General features: G+C 47.2%; 15 protein-coding genes and 1 pseudogene. 7 read left to right on the forward strand and 9 right to left on the reverse strand.

Going from position 1 to position 15,962, the window contains the following annotated elements:
• The 3 genes and pseudogenes from FTU69_RS00005 to rimI form a co-directional block, all read left to right on the forward strand.
• Positions 1–170, forward strand: a pseudogene (locus FTU69_RS00005) (elongation factor Tu); the annotation flags it as partial.
• A 212-nt stretch (positions 171–382) separates the two neighbouring features.
• Positions 383–1,264 carry a metal-dependent hydrolase gene (locus FTU69_RS00010; RefSeq protein ID WP_163145480.1) on the forward strand — a complete coding sequence of 294 codons (882 nt, stop codon included), beginning with the start codon at positions 383–385 and terminating at the stop codon, positions 1,262–1,264.
• Between the two features lie 103 nt (positions 1,265–1,367).
• The gene (rimI, locus tag FTU69_RS00015) at positions 1,368–1,832 is read left to right on the forward strand and encodes a ribosomal protein S18-alanine N-acetyltransferase (RefSeq protein WP_180103289.1); all 465 of its coding nucleotides are present in this window, start codon (positions 1,368–1,370) and stop codon (positions 1,830–1,832) included.
• Positions 1,833–1,851: 19 nt separating this feature from the next.
• Here rimI and FTU69_RS00020 read toward each other — a convergent pair whose 3' ends face one another.
• The 3 genes from FTU69_RS00020 to trxB form a co-directional block, all read right to left on the reverse strand.
• Positions 1,852–2,667 carry an arginyltransferase gene (locus FTU69_RS00020; RefSeq protein WP_005179833.1) on the reverse strand — a complete coding sequence of 272 codons (816 nt, stop codon included), beginning with the start codon at positions 2,665–2,667 and terminating at the stop codon, positions 1,852–1,854.
• A 16-nt stretch (positions 2,668–2,683) separates the two neighbouring features.
• Positions 2,684–3,415, reverse strand: a complete 732-nt coding sequence (gene aat / locus FTU69_RS00025) for a leucyl/phenylalanyl-tRNA--protein transferase (protein ID WP_075175161.1) — start codon at positions 3,413–3,415, stop codon at positions 2,684–2,686.
• A gap of 80 nt (positions 3,416–3,495) precedes the next feature.
• Complete coding sequence (gene trxB, locus FTU69_RS00030) at positions 3,496–4,452, reverse strand: thioredoxin-disulfide reductase (RefSeq protein ID WP_016659465.1); 957 nt, start codon at positions 4,450–4,452, stop codon at positions 3,496–3,498.
• A gap of 247 nt (positions 4,453–4,699) precedes the next feature.
• Here trxB and FTU69_RS00035 point away from each other — a divergent pair, with 247 nt between their 5' ends.
• A complete protein-coding gene (locus FTU69_RS00035) occupies positions 4,700–7,759 on the forward strand; it encodes a DNA translocase FtsK (RefSeq protein ID WP_180103290.1) in 3,060 nt (1,019 codons plus the stop codon).
• A gap of 63 nt (positions 7,760–7,822) precedes the next feature.
• On the opposite strand, the gene FTU69_RS00040 is transcribed toward FTU69_RS00035, so the two are convergent.
• The 6 genes from FTU69_RS00040 to FTU69_RS00065 form a co-directional block, all read right to left on the reverse strand.
• The gene (locus FTU69_RS00040; RefSeq protein ID WP_045796110.1) at positions 7,823–8,110 is read right to left on the reverse strand and encodes a PA4642 family protein; all 288 of its coding nucleotides are present in this window, start codon (positions 8,108–8,110) and stop codon (positions 7,823–7,825) included.
• Between the two features lie 202 nt (positions 8,111–8,312).
• Positions 8,313–8,585 (reverse strand): cell division topological specificity factor MinE, encoded by a 273-nt coding sequence (gene minE / locus FTU69_RS00045; protein WP_005179812.1) that lies wholly within the window; start codon positions 8,583–8,585, stop codon positions 8,313–8,315.
• A gap of 2 nt (positions 8,586–8,587) precedes the next feature.
• Positions 8,588–9,400 carry a septum site-determining protein MinD gene (minD, locus tag FTU69_RS00050; protein WP_005179808.1) on the reverse strand — a complete coding sequence of 271 codons (813 nt, stop codon included), beginning with the start codon at positions 9,398–9,400 and terminating at the stop codon, positions 8,588–8,590.
• Positions 9,401–9,468: 68 nt separating this feature from the next.
• Entirely contained in the window at positions 9,469–10,191 is a 723-nt protein-coding gene (gene minC / locus FTU69_RS00055) for a septum site-determining protein MinC (protein WP_005179806.1), read from the reverse strand.
• Positions 10,192–10,312: 121 nt separating this feature from the next.
• Positions 10,313–11,368: a preprotein translocase subunit SecA gene (locus FTU69_RS00060; protein ID WP_180103291.1), complete on the reverse strand. Its 1,056-nt coding sequence runs from the start codon at positions 11,366–11,368 to the stop codon at positions 10,313–10,315.
• An 18-nt stretch (positions 11,369–11,386) separates the two neighbouring features.
• Positions 11,387–12,307 carry an acyltransferase gene (locus FTU69_RS00065; protein WP_180103292.1) on the reverse strand — a complete coding sequence of 307 codons (921 nt, stop codon included), beginning with the start codon at positions 12,305–12,307 and terminating at the stop codon, positions 11,387–11,389.
• 242 nt (positions 12,308–12,549) lie between these two features.
• Between FTU69_RS00065 and FTU69_RS00070 the strand changes: the two genes are divergently transcribed.
• The 3 genes from FTU69_RS00070 (at position 12,550) to dut (ending at position 15,851) form a co-directional block, all read left to right on the forward strand.
• Complete coding sequence (locus FTU69_RS00070; protein ID WP_180103293.1) at positions 12,550–13,200, forward strand: OmpA family protein; 651 nt, start codon at positions 12,550–12,552, stop codon at positions 13,198–13,200.
• Between the two features lie 127 nt (positions 13,201–13,327).
• Complete coding sequence (locus FTU69_RS00075) at positions 13,328–15,367, forward strand: UvrD-helicase domain-containing protein (protein ID WP_005179787.1); 2,040 nt, start codon at positions 13,328–13,330, stop codon at positions 15,365–15,367.
• A gap of 31 nt (positions 15,368–15,398) precedes the next feature.
• On the forward strand, positions 15,399–15,851 hold the full coding sequence (gene dut / locus FTU69_RS00080) for a dUTP diphosphatase (protein WP_180103294.1): 453 nt from the start codon (positions 15,399–15,401) through the stop codon (positions 15,849–15,851).
• The last annotated feature ends 111 nt before the right edge of the window (positions 15,852–15,962 follow it).

Raw genomic sequence — 15,962 nt, forward strand, 5'->3', positions numbered from 1 at the left:
CTGGTGCGATCCAGCTGAAAGAAGGCGTTGAAATGGTTATGCCAGGCGACAACGTTGAAATGTCAGTAGAATTAATCCACCCAATCGCAATGGACGCTGGTTTACGCTTCGCGATCCGTGAAGGTGGTCGTACTGTAGGTGCTGGTGTAGTTTCTAAAGTAACTGCATAATCACTTCTATAGTGTGAAAAAAGCGTCCCTTTGGGACGCTTTTTTTATCTCTGCAGATTAAATTGTCAGACAATTTAACTGCAAGCTGTCCTAAACTGATATTCGCCTGACCTTAACTGCACTTATCTCCATATCAGAACCACGTAAGATAAAGCTGAAGAAAATAAATAAAAGTTTCAGGTGAGATGCTTCACTTGAAAGGAGTTGAGGTCATGAATGCTAAAGTAAATATTACCAACCGCGCAGGTGCCAGTTTCCCGGTACGTCGTATGGCGTTTGAGTTTGATCAGGTTCCAGAATACTGGATGCGAGATTCGGCAGGCCTGACACATTTTATGACCGCTTTATCCGCCCTGTTTCCAGCCGGTGAAAAATTCTTTATTGATAGTGTACGTGCAGTGCGTTACCACCCGGCAATTAAAGATAATCAGGAGCTGCAAAAAGAAATTTCAGCCTTTATTGGCCAGGAAGCCATGCATACCCAGGAGCATGTTGGCTTTAATGCCTCGGCACAAAAATATGGCCATGATGTAGAACGTTTAGATCGTTATACCGATAAAGTGATTCAAGGTGCGCGTAAGGTATTTGCCGGTGTCGGTAAACCCTTTGGCATTACCCAAGAAATGGTTGATTTGACTGCAACCACCGCACTGGAACATTTTACCGCGACCATTGCCACCCAGTTGCTGCGTAATTCGCATATTCAGGAACTGATGAGCGATGACACCATGAAAACCATGTGGCTGTGGCATGCGATTGAAGAAAACGAGCATAAAGCGGTAGCTTATGATGTGTTTGAGGGTGTATTCGGCCAAGGCACCAAAGCCTATTTACTGCGCACCAGCTCACTGGTTGCCGCCATGCTGACCTTATTTGTGGTGCAAAACTATTTCCTGTTCCGTCTGTTAAAAGAAGACAAACAGCTAAATCTGGAGGCGTTCAAGGCCATTTATACCTATGCTTATAGTCCCTCTAAGGGCATTATTACCGGTATGGGCCGTGAGATGCTGGCATATTTCCGCCCGGGCTTTCATCCGAACGATTTAGATACCGTCAGTCTGCTGGACACATGGAAAGCCAAATTGGGCTTCTAACGGTGTTGACTCTTGGGGCAATGAAAATTGCCCTTTTTTTTGCTCGATTTTTTATCCAGAGCTCTTATAATGCGAACTTTGTTTTGACCGATGATGAACGAAGATGATTCGTTTAATGCAACACGCTGATATTCATAGTGTATTTAACATTGAGCAACAGGTACAAAGCCATCCTTGGAGCTTGAAACAGTTTGCTGAAGCGGTAGACAGCTATCAATGTACCGTAATCGAGCAGCAAGGACAGCTGGTCGGGTTCTGTATTTTGCAACCGGTGCTGGATGAAGCTAACCTGTTGCTGATGGCGGTTGTGCCTGACCAGCAAGGGAAGGGGTTGGGTTATCAGCTGCTGGAGCATTCGATTGAGCAGTTGCCGAATCAGCCGGTACAAATTTTTCTGGAAGTGCGTGAAAGCAATACCGCGGCTATCCGTCTGTATGAAAAAGCTGGCTTTCATCAGATTGATGTGCGCAAAAATTATTATCCAAATCCGGATGGCACACGTGAACATGCGGTTATTATGGTTAAAGCCTGTAGTGATGATTTTGCCGCGCTCTTCTCATCACCTTAATTTTTAAAATTATTGGGTTTTATTTGATAATCGAATTATTCCAACCACTGGGCAGGGTGGTCATGAGAGAGTTTCCCAATTGCCGGATTTCTTCGCTGCTTAAGCTGCGGTTGAGCCGGCGCCATTGGCCATCAATCAGCAATTCCAGCGGTACATACTGCGATTTATAATTCATTTTATTGGAATGCGGCACCCAATAGCCTAAATAAACATAAGGCAGTCCGAGTTTCTGGGTGTGTTCAATCTGCTTTAAGATCGCAAATACGCCCAAGGAGCGGCGGTTTTCATCCGGATCAAAGAAGGTATACACCGCAGACAGGCCATCATCGAGCAGGTCGCAGGTCGAGACCGCAATTAGCCGGTCTTGGTGCCAAAGCTCTAAAAAGAAACTGTCGGTGCAGCTGTGCACCAGAAATTTTTCAAACTGATCCTGACTTGGCGGATACATATCGCCATCGGCATGGCGTTCATTAATATAACGCTCATACAGCGCATAATGCTGTTCATTGGCTTCTTGGGTAGAGCGGATGGTGACGTGCAGGTCCTGATTGCGTTTCCAGGCTTTTTTCTGGGTGCTGTTCATTTGAAATTCGTGTACCGGCACGCGCGAAGACAGACATTGACGGCATAAATGGCATTCCGGCCGATAGACAAAGTCACCGCTACGACGAAAGCCCATGCGTGACAGTTCAGACAGGGTCACCACATCAATCCGGTGCGCCGGATCTAAAAACACCATGCGAGCAGATTTATCATCCAGATAACTGCAGTTATGCGGCGGCGTAATATAATATTGTAATTCGTTGAGCAGGGATTTCGGTTGATATGAATTCATGGCAATCCCTCTTTATTTATTCATCCAGTGAGTCGTTTTGCGCTATTGTTTTACTTGAAAATACACCCTCCTGGTATTTTTTCCAATCTATCGCCGGCTGTTTTACAACATCTTGTAACGATTTTAAGTATGCTTGGCGAGTTATTGTACAGGCGCCCAGACTTAATAGATGGTCATTGACCAGCTGGCAGTCAATCCAGGGCAGGGCGTTGTCGCGGCCAATCAGCATTAAGGTATAAAACGCCATTTTAGAGACATCTGTGCGCTGGCTAAACATTGACTCGCCAAAGCAGCCGCGGCCAATGGTGACGCCATACAAACCACCGACCAGCGCATCCTGCTCCCAGACTTCGACACTATAGCCATAACCGGCCTCAAACAGGTCAATATAGCCCTGAATGATGTCTTCGGAAATCCAGGTGTCATTGGCATAGGCCCGTGGCAGCGAACAACAGCGAATCACCCGTTCAAAGGCCTGATTGATGCTAATCCGGTAATCACCTTTTTTCATGTTACGCAGCAGTGACTTGCTTGGATGATAATCCTGAGGGCGGATAATGCAGCGCGGCTCGGGACTCCACCAGCAAATCGGATCACCTTCGGAAAACCACGGAAACAGGCCGTGGGTATAAGCTTCAAACAGGGTCGAGGGGGACAGGTCTGCACCAATACAAATCAGTCCTTCACCCTGTGGATCAGCTTCATCAGGATGGGGGAAAATAAATTGTGAGGGTGCAAGTGCGGTCATACAGCTACTCTGAATCGAAACAGATCTCTATCATACATAAAAAAGCCGCCCGGATTGGGCGGCTCGTGCTTTAGGCAAAATTATTCACCTAGGGCATCCAGATATTTTTCAGCGTCCAGTGCCGCCATACAGCCTGAACCGGCGGATGTAATCGCTTGACGATAGACGCTGTCTGCCACGTCACCGGCTGCGAATACGCCCGGTACAGAGGTTTGGGTTGCGTTACCGGCAGTACCACTTTGAACCTGAATATAACCATCACGCAGGTTTAACTGGCCTTCGAACATGCCCGTATTTGGCTTGTGACCAATCGCCACGAACATACCAGATACATCTACATTCTGGGTTGAACCATCGACAGTAGATTTCAAACGTACGGCAGTTACACCAGATTGTGCATCACCCAGGACTTCATCGACCTGGTTGTTCCAGAGAATGCTGATTTTGCCTTCTTTTTCTTTGGCAAAAATATGATCTTGCAGAATTTTCTCTGAACGCAGGCTGTCACGGCGGTGTACCAGGGTCACGTGAGAGGCGATATTGGAAAGATACAGCGCTTCTTCAACTGCGGTATTACCACCACCAACAACCATCACGTTCTGGTTTTTATAGAAGAAACCATCACAGGTGGCACAGGCACTAACACCTTGGCCCATGAATTTGGCTTCAGACTCCAGACCGAGGTATTGAGCCGTAGCACCGGTGGCAATAATTAAGGCATCACAGGTGAACTCTTCCATATCGCCTTTGAGCACGAATGGACGCACACTTAAATCGACTTCATTGATATGGTCATAGACAATTTCGGTCCCGAAACGTTCTGCATGGGCCTGCATACGTTCCATGAGCGCTGGTCCTGTCAGACCTTCCGGATCGCCCGGCCAGTTATCTACTTCTGTTGTCGTCGTAAGTTGACCACCGAGTTGTAAACCTGCAATTAAGGTTGGTTTTAAATTGGCACGTGCAGCATAAACAGCAGCACTATAACCTGCAGGTCCTGAACCTAAAATAATCAAACGTGAATGACGAGCACCCATCTGTAGCATCCTTTTATTATTGAGCAATTTATGGAATTATACGTGAAACTGTATAACAGTTGTGTGAGATTCAGTGGATATTATTGATCATAGAAATCGATTTAAGCTATATAGAAAAAGTTAACAACTGACTTCAATAATCTTGCATCTTTTTTGCTGCAACAGGTGCATAATATCTATTTTATGGCCATGCCAAACTGGCAGGTTGCACAAGAACATTTATGAAAAATTGGTTACAGGACAGTATATGACTGCGGTGTCGGGTGCTTATGCACAGCGCTTAATAATGACATTATTTTTGGTCTCATTCGGGATTTATCTGTTCCTTGCGACAGTCACCTATACCCCTTTTGATCCGGGCTGGATGCATTTGTCTAGTGATACCCAGCAGGTGTCCAATGCCAGCGGGGTCGCTGGCGCATGGATTGCCGACCTGTTGTTCGGCTTTTTGGGCTGGGCCAGTCTGCTGATTCCGCTGTACCTGTTTATTGAAGCCATTCAGGTGTGGTGGCCGCGCAGTTTCCTGAACCGTCCTTTCCGTTATGCGGCGCAGTTCTTTATTTTGCTGGCCACTGCCAGTCTATTGTATTTGTTCTGGCAAGTGCCGGCCGATACACTGGAAAATGCTTCTGGCGGGATTATTGGGTATGAACTGGGGCAGAGCCTGTCACAGCTGCTCACTATTTATGGTGCAGCTTTTTTCCTGCTGGTGTTCTGGGGTGTCCTGTTTACACTGGCCTTTGGGATTAAATGGAACCTGACCTGGGTGACTTTAAAAGCCACGCCAGCTTATTTACAAGACCTATTTTACCGTGATGTGCCTAAAGCTGATCAACCGGCACCGGTCGTTAAAAAAACAGTGGTGGCCGCTGCACCGGCTGCAGCCGAAGTGGTTACGCCGGCACCAGAACATCGTGAAGTCGAAGAAGCTCCGGTGGCACCAGCGGTGTCCCGTCATGAACAGGTGGCCGAGCGTCTGTTTGATGATATGGTCGAGCGTGAACAGCAGCGTTCTGCAGAGCAGGATCTGCTAGATGAAGAAGAGCAGGCCTTTGAGCAGACGGTCGAAAAAGCCCATCGCCTGACCCAGGACAGTCAGCGTGTGGTGGCAACCGGTGAAGTCTGGCGCGCCCTGAATGATGATGCTGACCAGAAGCACAGTCAGGATATTCATGAATTGTTGCGCGCCTCTCAGGACCAGATTCCGCACGCACCGAAAGATCATTTTAATGCAGTGGTCCAGCCCGTGCATGATGCACCGCCTGCATCGAATACGCCGCAGTCTAATATTGACTGGGATGATGATGAAATCTTTGATGAATTGCTGGCTGCTGTACCGAATGGGAAAGCTGCTCAGGATCTGCACAGTCCGTTTAATAGTCAGTCGCAGCCTGAACCCGCGCCGCACATTCAGCCGGTGCCAGACGCACAAGCAGTTGAAATGCCATCGGCTGCCACAGCGCAGTATGCAAGCCCGAAAAACCGTCTGAGTGATGAAGAATTTGAAGGGCTGGATGATCTGCTGGTTGATGATCTGAAGCCAGAAGCACCTGCCCCAAGAACTACCAGCAGTTATGCGCAGTCTTCGGCTTTTGTACAGGCGCCTATTCAGCATCAGGCTGCGGTAAGTGCCACAGCGGCTGCACCAGTGGTCAATGACGCGGTGAAAGAAGCCCTATCGAAAGAAGAATTCATTGAGGCCTGGCATGAAACTGCCGGCAAACCGCAAGAAGAAGATGAATTTGACTTTGATGCGCCATTAACCGATGCCATGGGCCGTCCAATGTCGCGTGCCATGCAGGTCGCAGAGAAACGTCGTGATTTATCACCATTGCCGGGTCTGGAGCTACTGGATAAGGTCGATCCAAATAAAAAGGTCAACTTCACCGCAGAGCAGCTGGAGCGTTTATCTGAACTGCTGGAAATCAAGCTGCAGGAATTTAATGTCAAAGCCAAAGTGGTGGAAGCGCAGCCGGGACCGGTAGTTACACGTTTTGAGCTGGATCTGGCGCCGGGGGTAAAAGCCTCGAAAGTCACCAATATTTCCCGTGACCTGGCCCGTTCCATGTCGATGGCTTCGGTGCGTGTGGTCGAGGTGATTCCGGGCAAACCGTATATCGGTATTGAGGTGCCAAACAGTACCCGCGAAATGGTGCGTCTGATTGAGCTGGTGCAAACCCCGAAATTTGAAGATCAGGATGGCATCCTGTCGATGGCGATGGGTAAAGATATTTCTGGTAATCCGGTAATTACCGAACTGGGCAAAGCGCCGCATATGCTGGTTGCGGGGACCACCGGTTCGGGTAAATCGGTGGCGGTGAACTCGATGATTCTGTCGATGCTGCTTAAATACAAGCCGGATCAACTGCGTTTAATTCTGATTGACCCGAAACAGCTGGAACTGGCCAACTATAACGATATTCCGCATTTGTTAACGCCGGTAGTGACGGATATGAAAGATGCCGTCAGCGCCCTGAACTGGTGTGTCAATGAAATGGAACGCCGTTATAAGCTGATGTCATTCCTGAAAATCCGTAAACTCAGCGACTATAACCGCAAGGTTGAAGAAGCACTGGCTAATGGCGAGGACCTGATTGATCCGACCTGGAAACCGGGCGATTCAGCAACCCAGGAACGTGCACCGCGCTTGACGCCGTTACCATCAATTGTGATTGTGGCGGATGAGTTTGCCGACATGATTATGCAGGTCGGTAAAAAAGCCGAAGAAATGATTACCCGTCTGGCGCAGAAATCACGTGCAGCTGGGATTCACTTATTGCTGGCTACCCAGCGTCCATCGGTGGATGTCATTACCGGTCTGATCAAGGCCAACATCCCGACTCGCGTGGCCTTGCGCGTGAACTCAAAAATTGACTCACGGACTATTCTGGATGCTGGCGGGGCAGAAGACCTGCTCGGTCATGGTGACATGCTGTTCCTTGGACCAGGTAAAATTGAACCGGAACGTGTGCATGGTGCCTTTATTTCCGATGATGAAGTCAACCGGATTTGTGATGCCTGGCGTGAACGGGGTTCACCGGATTATGTCGATGAAATTCTGACTCCATTTGATGAAGAACCAGCGTCACGTGGTTTTGAAGATGGTGGTGATGGCGGCTCAGACCGTGATGCGCTGTATGACCAGTGTGTGGCCTTTGTGCTGGAAACCCGTAAAGTATCGGTATCGTCTTTACAGCGTAAGTTTAGCCTCGGTTATAACCGTGCGGCGCGTATTGTCGATCAGATGCAGGAGCAGGGTATTGTCAGTGAACAGGGTCCGAACGGCAAGCGTGAAATTCTGGTTTAAGCTGTTCTCGATCTTTATAAACAAAGCCCACCAATAGGTGGGCTCTTTTATGGACAGTGCGGCTTAAGCAAATTTTGCCAGTACTGCCAGGAATTCTGCGCTTTGACGCGGGAATTCAGCAATCACGTCATGAATGCGCTGCCCTTCAGGATTGGTGGCATTTACATCACGGCCATCGGCAACAAACTGGGTCAGTAAGCGCTCATAGTCTGTTGGGCGCATATGTTTAAATGCATGGTAAAGCACATGGAAATCAGCATTCACGCCATTCGGAGGAAGCTGATTCAGGTAGGCAAATACACGCTCATCTGACCATTCTTCATTGAATGTTGCTGGTTGAGACAATGCCATCGCAATCTCCTGGAATAGTTTTTCGAAATGAAAAAAAGGCAAAATATGAGTTCGCAAGAGGCAAAGTGTCTTTGTGCACTTTATCTTGAAGCACAGCTTCTCGTCTTGCGGCTAGGCAAATCCTTAAAGCAATGCTTTAAGTTTGCTATTTCCGCCTCATATTCTGCCTTGATTCAATTTGCTTGACTAATCAAAAATCAGATTATCGCTCTTCAGGCAAATTGATATTCATTTCAAGCATTTCAATGTTGGCTTCAGAACGTACCGACATTTGAATGTGCTGTTCATCGACACCGCGGACATAGCGGTTCACGACCTGCATGATTTCTTTTTTCATCTGGTCAATTTTGTCTTGGCTCAGGCGGCGGCCTAAACCATTTTCAGAAGCAACAATGACTTTTAAACGATCCTTGGCGGTTTGAGCACTTGATGCTTTTTCTTCGCTGCTAAATAATTTACTCCAGAATCCTGCCATAATTACGCTCCAAATAATCGTGCTAACCAGCCTTTAGGTTTAGCAGTAATGTGACGGTATGGACGCTCTTCACCCAAGAAACGTGCCACCAGGTCATCATACGCCTGACCCGCTTCAGTTTCGCTATACAGAATGACTGGCTTACCTTCGTTAGATGCTTGCAGAACGCTTTTACATTCTGGAATTACACCTAAAGTTGGTACACGTAAAATATCTTTTGAAATATCGTCAATGGTGAGCATTTCCTGTTTATCGGCACGTTCCGGATTGAAACGTGTGATACATAAATGCTTACGGATACGTCCTTCGTTTTGTTCTACTTTTTTGGTTTTGCTGTCGAGCATGCCAATAATACGATCCGAGTCACGTACTGAAGAAATTTCAGGGTTGGTCACAATAATCGCTTCATCGGCATGGTACATGGCTAAAATGGCGCCACGCTCAATCCCTGCTGGTGAGTCACAGATAATGTAATCAAACTCTTGAGCAAGCTCATCCATGACACGTGCCACACCTTCATCGGTCAGGGCATCTTTATCACGAGTTTGAGAAGCAGGTAAAATATAAAGGTTTTCAATATCTTTATCGCGAATTAATGCTTGTTGTAAACGCGCTTCATTATTTAAAACATTCACAAAATCATAAACAACGCGACGTTCACAACCCATGATCAAGTCCAGGTTACGCAAACCCACGTCAAAATCGATAACAACAGTTTTGTGGCCACGTAGGGCTAAACCTGTTGCAAAAGATGCACTCGTTGTAGTTTTACCTACGCCACCTTTGCCTGATGTTACGACAACAATTTTCGCCACCGAATCCACTCCTGTTATGGTTTAAATCCCCCTTTTGTGTATGGGGTTTTTTGGTGTTTATTTATACATTAAAATTCCAGAGCTTCAAATACAAGCTCTTGGTTGTCATTTAGGTAAATATGTACCGGTTTTTTCGTTACGTGCGGGGGAATATCGTCCGCCACACAGTAAGTGCCTGCAATAGATACCAATTCTGCTTCTAGGGAATGACAGAAAATTCGTGCTGAACTGTTCCCACCTGCGCCGGCAATGACTCTACCACGAACGCTACCATAAATATGTATATTTCCTGAAGCAATCACTTCCGAACCGCTGTTAATACCAGCTTTCAAGATAATATCGCCCTGGTTCTGGACCAGACATTGACCGGTACGCAGAATTTCATCGTGATAAGAGGTCACATGCGAAATTCGTGCTGCTGCAGCTTCTACCACCGCGGCTTCTGCGGCAGGCGCTTCAGGTTCTGCCGGAGTTTCAATGACCTGTTCCTGGGTGGCTTTGATCTGTTGTAACTGACGATCTTGCGGAATTACCGGGAACTGGATGGCACGCGCCTGTTCCGACAGAATGCCTTCTACCACGGCCAGTGGCTGTACATTCAGATCAATCAGCAGTTGAATCAGGGCAATTAATTCCTGATCTACCGAACTTTCAATCACCGCCGGAATTTGGGGTGGAAACCCTTTTTGTAACATTGGGCTCAATTGCTGGCGGATCGCATCATGATCATCTGTATCTAAGCTAATGCGAATCGCATTGACCATTCTGCCTTTTATCCGTATGTCAGCCATAATGATTCCTTAAGACTTCTGACCTGTTCATTGTTGTCGAAGTAAATGTTGTAAATAGAGCAAATCCTAGAACAATTCGGCCGAATACTCTAGCCGAAGGTTTAAATATTTTTATTGCTGGCTATTCTTTGTCAGTTTCCTGCTCATTCAGGATCTGTTGCCACTTTTTCACTTTCACCTGTTTGCGAATGGCTTCCAGGGTTTCAAACACTGCAGATTCTACCAACGCATCAATATGCGGATTATGTTCAATCTCGATCTGGCTGACTTTATCCGCAATATGCGCATAGGCCACATTATCTGGCAAGCTGTCATGATGGGCAAAAGGCTGAATCAGCCCTTGGGTAATATTTTCACCCAGGCGTTGGCCAATGCTTTGAATCTGCCGTTCCATACGTCCGCCGACAATTGGCAGCAGGCGCAGTAACTGGGTCAGCTCCGGGGTGTCTTCAATAGCCTGACTCACCACCTGACCGACATTTTCGGCAATGCTCTGACGCTGGCTCTGCAATTCTTTACCCAAAGATTGCTGCAAGATATCAGCCAGTGCTGCGGCCAGCAGTTTGCGGTGCTGCTCGACCAGATCATCAATAAACTGGCGATGACCAGTGCTGCTGCTCAGTTCACGTTGCAGGTTATTGACAATGGTCAGCACAATCCGGCTCGAGAGTTCTTCCATCACCAGGCTGTAATAAAAGTTGGCGCGTCGGAAGATGCTGTCCGGGATGACCTTGTAGCCATGACTATACAGGTTATAGCCAATTGCCACGGCACGTAATAAACGCAGAAAACGTAGCTGTGGCAGAATCGACAGCACTTCATACCAGTGCACGAAGGGGAAGAACCACCAGCGGGCATGATGCCGGAAAATAATCGCCAGGCCCCAGCGCACCAGCAACTCGATAATCAGGAAGGTGGTAAACCAGCCTTCGGTAATAATGACCCAGGGACGCAGTTCTGTGCGATAAAATTGCAGTACCTCCGGCAACTGAATAAAGTTGAAAAGCCAGTCACCAAAATCACTCATCAAAATGGCATTGGCACTCAGGCAGAACAGGTTGATGAGGATCAACGCCATCATAAAGATGTCGTATACCAGCACTACTTTCCAGCTCCATGAGTCCTTTCTGACAAAGTGAAAGGAAGATTTGATCACCGGCTCTTCGCGTTTCTTCATAATGCTTTTGGTACTCGCTTACTGCTCAGCAAATTTCTGTTTCATCTCATGAATGAGCTGATCTTTCTCTGTCCAGAGTTGATGCACCCATTCCTGAAAACGTTCCCGATATGCGGCATCTTCTTCATAGTCACCACCCAAGACCCAGTCTGGAATGTCAATTTTGCGCAGATTGACCGCTATACGTGGCACTTCACCCAGCCAGAATTCACCATAACCCGGTGCGCCGTCCGGATACACAATGGTCATATCTACCAGCGCATCAATTTCATTGCCGAGAATATTCAGCGCCAGCGCCAGACCGCCAGCTTTGGGTTTCAGCAGATGCTGATACGGTGATTGTTGCTGATCATGCTTTTCCTGGGTAAAGCGCGTGCCTTCCAGATAGTTGAGCAGGGTAAATGGCTGGCTGAGCAGTTGCTCGCAAGATTTACGCGCTTCCAGCATATCGCGGTCTTTTAGCGCCGGATTTTTGGCAATCTGTTCTTTGGTGTGCCGTTTCATCATTGGAAAACCCAGAATTTTAAAGGCCTGTCCGACAAAAGGAATGAAGATCAGTTCCCATTTGGTAAAGAAACGGGTCAGCGGCATGCGGGTTAAACCGAAATACTGGTTGACGGTGGTATCGACCCAGCTCTGGTGGTTACAGGTCATTAAATAACGGCCCTGCATGCTCAGTTCCAGACCATCTTCAATACTGATGTCCCAGTGGGTATTGGGTAATACATGGTCAATCAGCCAGTTGTTGACACTCAGCCAGCTGTTGGTAATCTGGATATTGGTCTGGTCGACCTTGGCCGATTTCTTGAACAATTTGGTCAGGCCCAAAGCCAGTACCGGCGGTCCATGTAAAAAAGTGCTGCCGGTGATCACTGAGCTGACCGTAAGCCCTTTTGTGATTTTTTTTAAGAGCGGTTGCTTATTGGTTTTAGATGACATAAACAGTCCTGAATATAAAAACAACTTATACGAAGTTCTGCCCAATATAATTGTTGTTTTTAAAATAAAAAAGTGTTGAAGTGAAACTGTGTAGGAATTATGGTGAACTTATGCGTAGAACAACATGAGATTATTGCAAATTGTAAATAAAAGTTTATTTATTAACAAAAAATCAATGGTCTAAGCACTTTATTTCATCCAAACTTTCCCATATACGAAAAACACAAGTAAGGAGGCATGCGATGCGTGCACTAGCAATTTCAGCAGTAGTCGGGGCAATGGTATTAACAGGTTGTCAAACCACTGGTAATAACCTGGGCGGTGTAGAATATGACAAAACCGCATTAGGAACCATTATTGGTGCGGCAGCAGGTTATGGTATTTCTAAAGGGAACGCCAATACCAGCGCACAAAACAACCGTGCAGCAGCAATTGGTGCGGTACTCGGTGGTGCTGCAGGTGTCTACCTGGACAATAAAGAGAAAAAATTACGTCAACAAATGGCTGGTACCGGTGTAGATGTTAACCGTAACCCAGATGGTTCTGTTGGCCTGATCATGCCAGGTAACATTACTTTTGATACCAACAAGTCAAACATCAAGCCAAACTTCTATGCAACTCTAGATAAAGTGGCGCAAGTTCTGACTGAAGATAACAAGAGCGGTATCTTGGTGACAGGTTATACTGACAGCACTGGTAATGACTCTATCAACATCCCGTTATCTCAGGCGCGTGCGCAATCTGTAGCGAGCTACCTGGCATCTCGTGGTGTATCAACTGCACGTATTAATGCCCAAGGTCACGGTTCATCGAACCCGATCGCGTCTAACGCAACTGCAGAAGGCCGTGAACAAAACCGTCGTGTTGAGATCAGCATTTACGCGATCCAGTAATTCGGTCCAGAATTCAAAAAACCACCTTAGGGTGGTTTTTTTTATGACCAGAAAAGCAGCATTTTAGATTAGGCAACTGTGGTGGAGATGACTATAATCGAGCTCGAACCGAAATAGAGGAAACACTATGTCACTGGCAAGTCAACTCAATGACAAGCAACTTGAAGCCATGAAATATACTCAAGGACCCTTGTTAGTGCTTGCAGGTGCAGGTTCAGGTAAAACCTCGGTGATTACCCGGAAAATTGCCTATCTGGTGCAGCAATGCCGTATTCCGGCGCACCGGATTACCGCCATGACCTTTACCAACAAGGCTGCGCGTGAAATGAAAGAGCGGGTTGGTAAGTTGCTGTCGCGTGAAGAAGCCAAAGGTCTTTCGGTCTCGACCTTCCATACGTTCGGTTTAAATTTACTGCGTTTAGAGCTGAAACATACCCCGCTCAAAGCTAACTTTTCGATTCTGGACGCCGACGACTGCAAACGCATTCTGATGGATCTGATGCATCGCGACAATTTATCGGGTGCAGAAAGCAAAGAGCTGATTGCGCGGGCCATGAAAATGATTTCGGACTGGAAAAATGACCTGATTCCACCGGAGCAGGCACATACCACCTGTGAAACGCCAGAAGATATCCAGATGGCGCATTTATATCAGCTGTATGAGCGTAATTTACGTGCCTATAACGCAGTCGATTTTGATGACCTGATTGTGATGCCAACCCGGTTATTGCAGGAAAATGCTGAAGTCCGCGATAAATGGCAAAACCGGGTGCGTTATTTGCTCGTCGATGAGTATCAGGACACCAACACCGCGCAGTATATTCTGGTCAAACTTCTGGTCGGGGTAATGGGACAGTTCACCGCCGTAGGGGATGATGACCAGTCCATTTACGCCTGGCGCGGCGCCAAACCGGAAAATATGGCGCTCTTAAAAGAAGATTTCCCAAATTTAAAAGTGATCAAGCTGGAGCAGAACTACCGCTCCACCAGCCGGATTCTAAAAGCCGCCAATACCGTAATTGGCAATAACCCGCATATTTTTGACAAAAAACTCTGGTCAGACAAAGGCCATGGTGAAGTCATCCGGGTGATTACCTGCCGCAATGATGATGATGAAGCAGAGCGCGTGGTCAAAGATCTGATCACGCATAAGCTGATGAACGGTAAAAACTGGAAAGATTATGCGATTTTGTATCGCGGTAACTTTCAGGCACGTATTCTGGAAACCCAGCTGCGCCAGATGCAGATTCCATACAAGCTGTCAGGCGGTCAGTCTTTCTTTGCTCGGGCAGAAATTAAAGATGTGATGAGCTATTTACGTCTGATTATTAACCCGGAAGATGACAGTGCTTTCCTGCGCATTATCAACACGCCAAAACGTGCCATCGGTCCGGTGACCTTGGAAAAACTGGGCTTATTTGCGCAGGAAAACCATCTGTCCTTGCTGGCGGCAGCCGGTGATCAGCGTTTGACCATGGCCATTCCGAAAAAAGCCACCACGCAGTTGGCCGAGTTTGCCGACTTTATTCAGAATTTTACCCGTGAATTGCTGGAAGATGATGAACCGGTACCAATCATCCGCCAGATGATGAACGAAGCTGGCTATATCGACTACGTCAAGGAAAGCGCCGCTACGCCTGCGCAGGAAAAAACCAAGCTGGACAATATTGAAGTGCTGTACAGCAGTATTCAAAGCCTGATTAACCGCGCTGAAGATGTGGACGAAAAAAATATTGAAAGCGTGATCCGTAAAATGGTGCTGCTGGATATGCTGGAGCAGCAGCAGGAAGAAGAAGACACTGACAAGGTCAACTTATTAACCCTGCACGCCTCCAAAGGTCTGGAATTTCCGTATGTCTATTTAATTGGACTGGAAGAGGAAATTCTGCCGCATAAAAACTCGATTGTGGCTGAAACAGTTGAAGAAGAACGCCGTTTGATGTACGTGGGCATTACCCGTGCGCGTCAAGGCCTCACCATTACCCTGGCCGAGCAGCGTAAGGCTGGCGGGCAGATGAAACAGATGACCCCAAGCCGCTTCCTGGATGAAATGCCACAAGATGAGCTGGAATGGCTGGGTCGCAAGAAAAAGCTGGCTGGCGATATCGATCCGAAACTGCAGGCCCAGCATTATCTGGAAAATTTACGTGCGTTAATTAAACGCTAAACCATATCATTGATATAAACAGGAATAACTGATGAAAGTTCAGGTCAAAGTGCTTGATGCACGTTTGGGCCAAGAATGGCCAATGCCAACCTATGCTACCTCTGGTTCGGCCGGTCTGGATTTACGTGCCTGCGTGAATGAGACCACCGTCATTGAGCCGGGTCAAACCGTATTGGTCAAAACCGGTCTGGCGATTTATATTGAAGATCCGCATTTTGCCGGTTTAATCCTGCCGCGTTCGGGTCTGGGCCATAAACACGGTATTGTGCTCGGCAACCTGGTTGGCCTGATTGATTCTGACTATCAGGGTGAATTGATGGTGTCAGTCTGGAACCGTGGTCAGACTGCATTTAGCCTGGAACCAGGTGAGCGTCTGGCGCAATATGTGCTGGTGCCGGTGGTACAAGCGCAATTTGATCTGGTCGATGAATTTGAAGCCACCGAACGTGGTGCTAGCGGTTTTGGCCATACCGGTAAAGCTTAAAATCTGCTTGAATGATAAAGCCTAAACATTAGGCTTTATCACAACACGCTAGAAAGTAACGCAACAAACACTTAAAATTACATTTTGTAGCGTGAATTCTGTTTTCGGCCG

This window comes from Acinetobacter sp. YH12134, assembly GCF_013418555.1.
Lineage (GTDB): Bacteria > Pseudomonadota > Gammaproteobacteria > Pseudomonadales > Moraxellaceae > Acinetobacter > Acinetobacter indicus.

Excerpts from the sequence above, each read along its gene's own strand:
- FTU69_RS00010 (WP_163145480.1), top strand. The coding sequence starts at position 383 with ATGAATGCTAAAGTAAATATTACCAACCGCGCAGGTGCCAGTTTCCCG.
- rimI (WP_180103289.1), top strand. The coding sequence starts at position 1,368 with ATGATTCGTTTAATGCAACACGCTGATATTCATAGTGTATTTAACATT.
- FTU69_RS00020 (WP_005179833.1), bottom strand. The coding sequence starts at position 2,667 with ATGAATTCATATCAACCGAAATCCCTGCTCAACGAATTACAATATTAT.
- aat (WP_075175161.1), bottom strand. The coding sequence starts at position 3,415 with ATGACCGCACTTGCACCCTCACAATTTATTTTCCCCCATCCTGATGAA.
- trxB (WP_016659465.1), bottom strand. The coding sequence starts at position 4,452 with ATGGGTGCTCGTCATTCACGTTTGATTATTTTAGGTTCAGGACCTGCA.
- FTU69_RS00035 (WP_180103290.1), top strand. The coding sequence starts at position 4,700 with ATGACTGCGGTGTCGGGTGCTTATGCACAGCGCTTAATAATGACATTA.
- FTU69_RS00040 (WP_045796110.1), bottom strand. The coding sequence starts at position 8,110 with ATGGCATTGTCTCAACCAGCAACATTCAATGAAGAATGGTCAGATGAG.
- minE (WP_005179812.1), bottom strand. The coding sequence starts at position 8,585 with ATGGCAGGATTCTGGAGTAAATTATTTAGCAGCGAAGAAAAAGCATCA.
- minC (WP_005179806.1), bottom strand. The coding sequence starts at position 10,191 with ATGGCTGACATACGGATAAAAGGCAGAATGGTCAATGCGATTCGCATT.
- FTU69_RS00060 (WP_180103291.1), bottom strand. The coding sequence starts at position 11,368 with ATGAAGAAACGCGAAGAGCCGGTGATCAAATCTTCCTTTCACTTTGTC.
- FTU69_RS00065 (WP_180103292.1), bottom strand. The coding sequence starts at position 12,307 with ATGTCATCTAAAACCAATAAGCAACCGCTCTTAAAAAAAATCACAAAA.
- FTU69_RS00070 (WP_180103293.1), top strand. The coding sequence starts at position 12,550 with ATGCGTGCACTAGCAATTTCAGCAGTAGTCGGGGCAATGGTATTAACA.
- FTU69_RS00075 (WP_005179787.1), top strand. The coding sequence starts at position 13,328 with ATGTCACTGGCAAGTCAACTCAATGACAAGCAACTTGAAGCCATGAAA.
- dut (WP_180103294.1), top strand. The coding sequence starts at position 15,399 with ATGAAAGTTCAGGTCAAAGTGCTTGATGCACGTTTGGGCCAAGAATGG.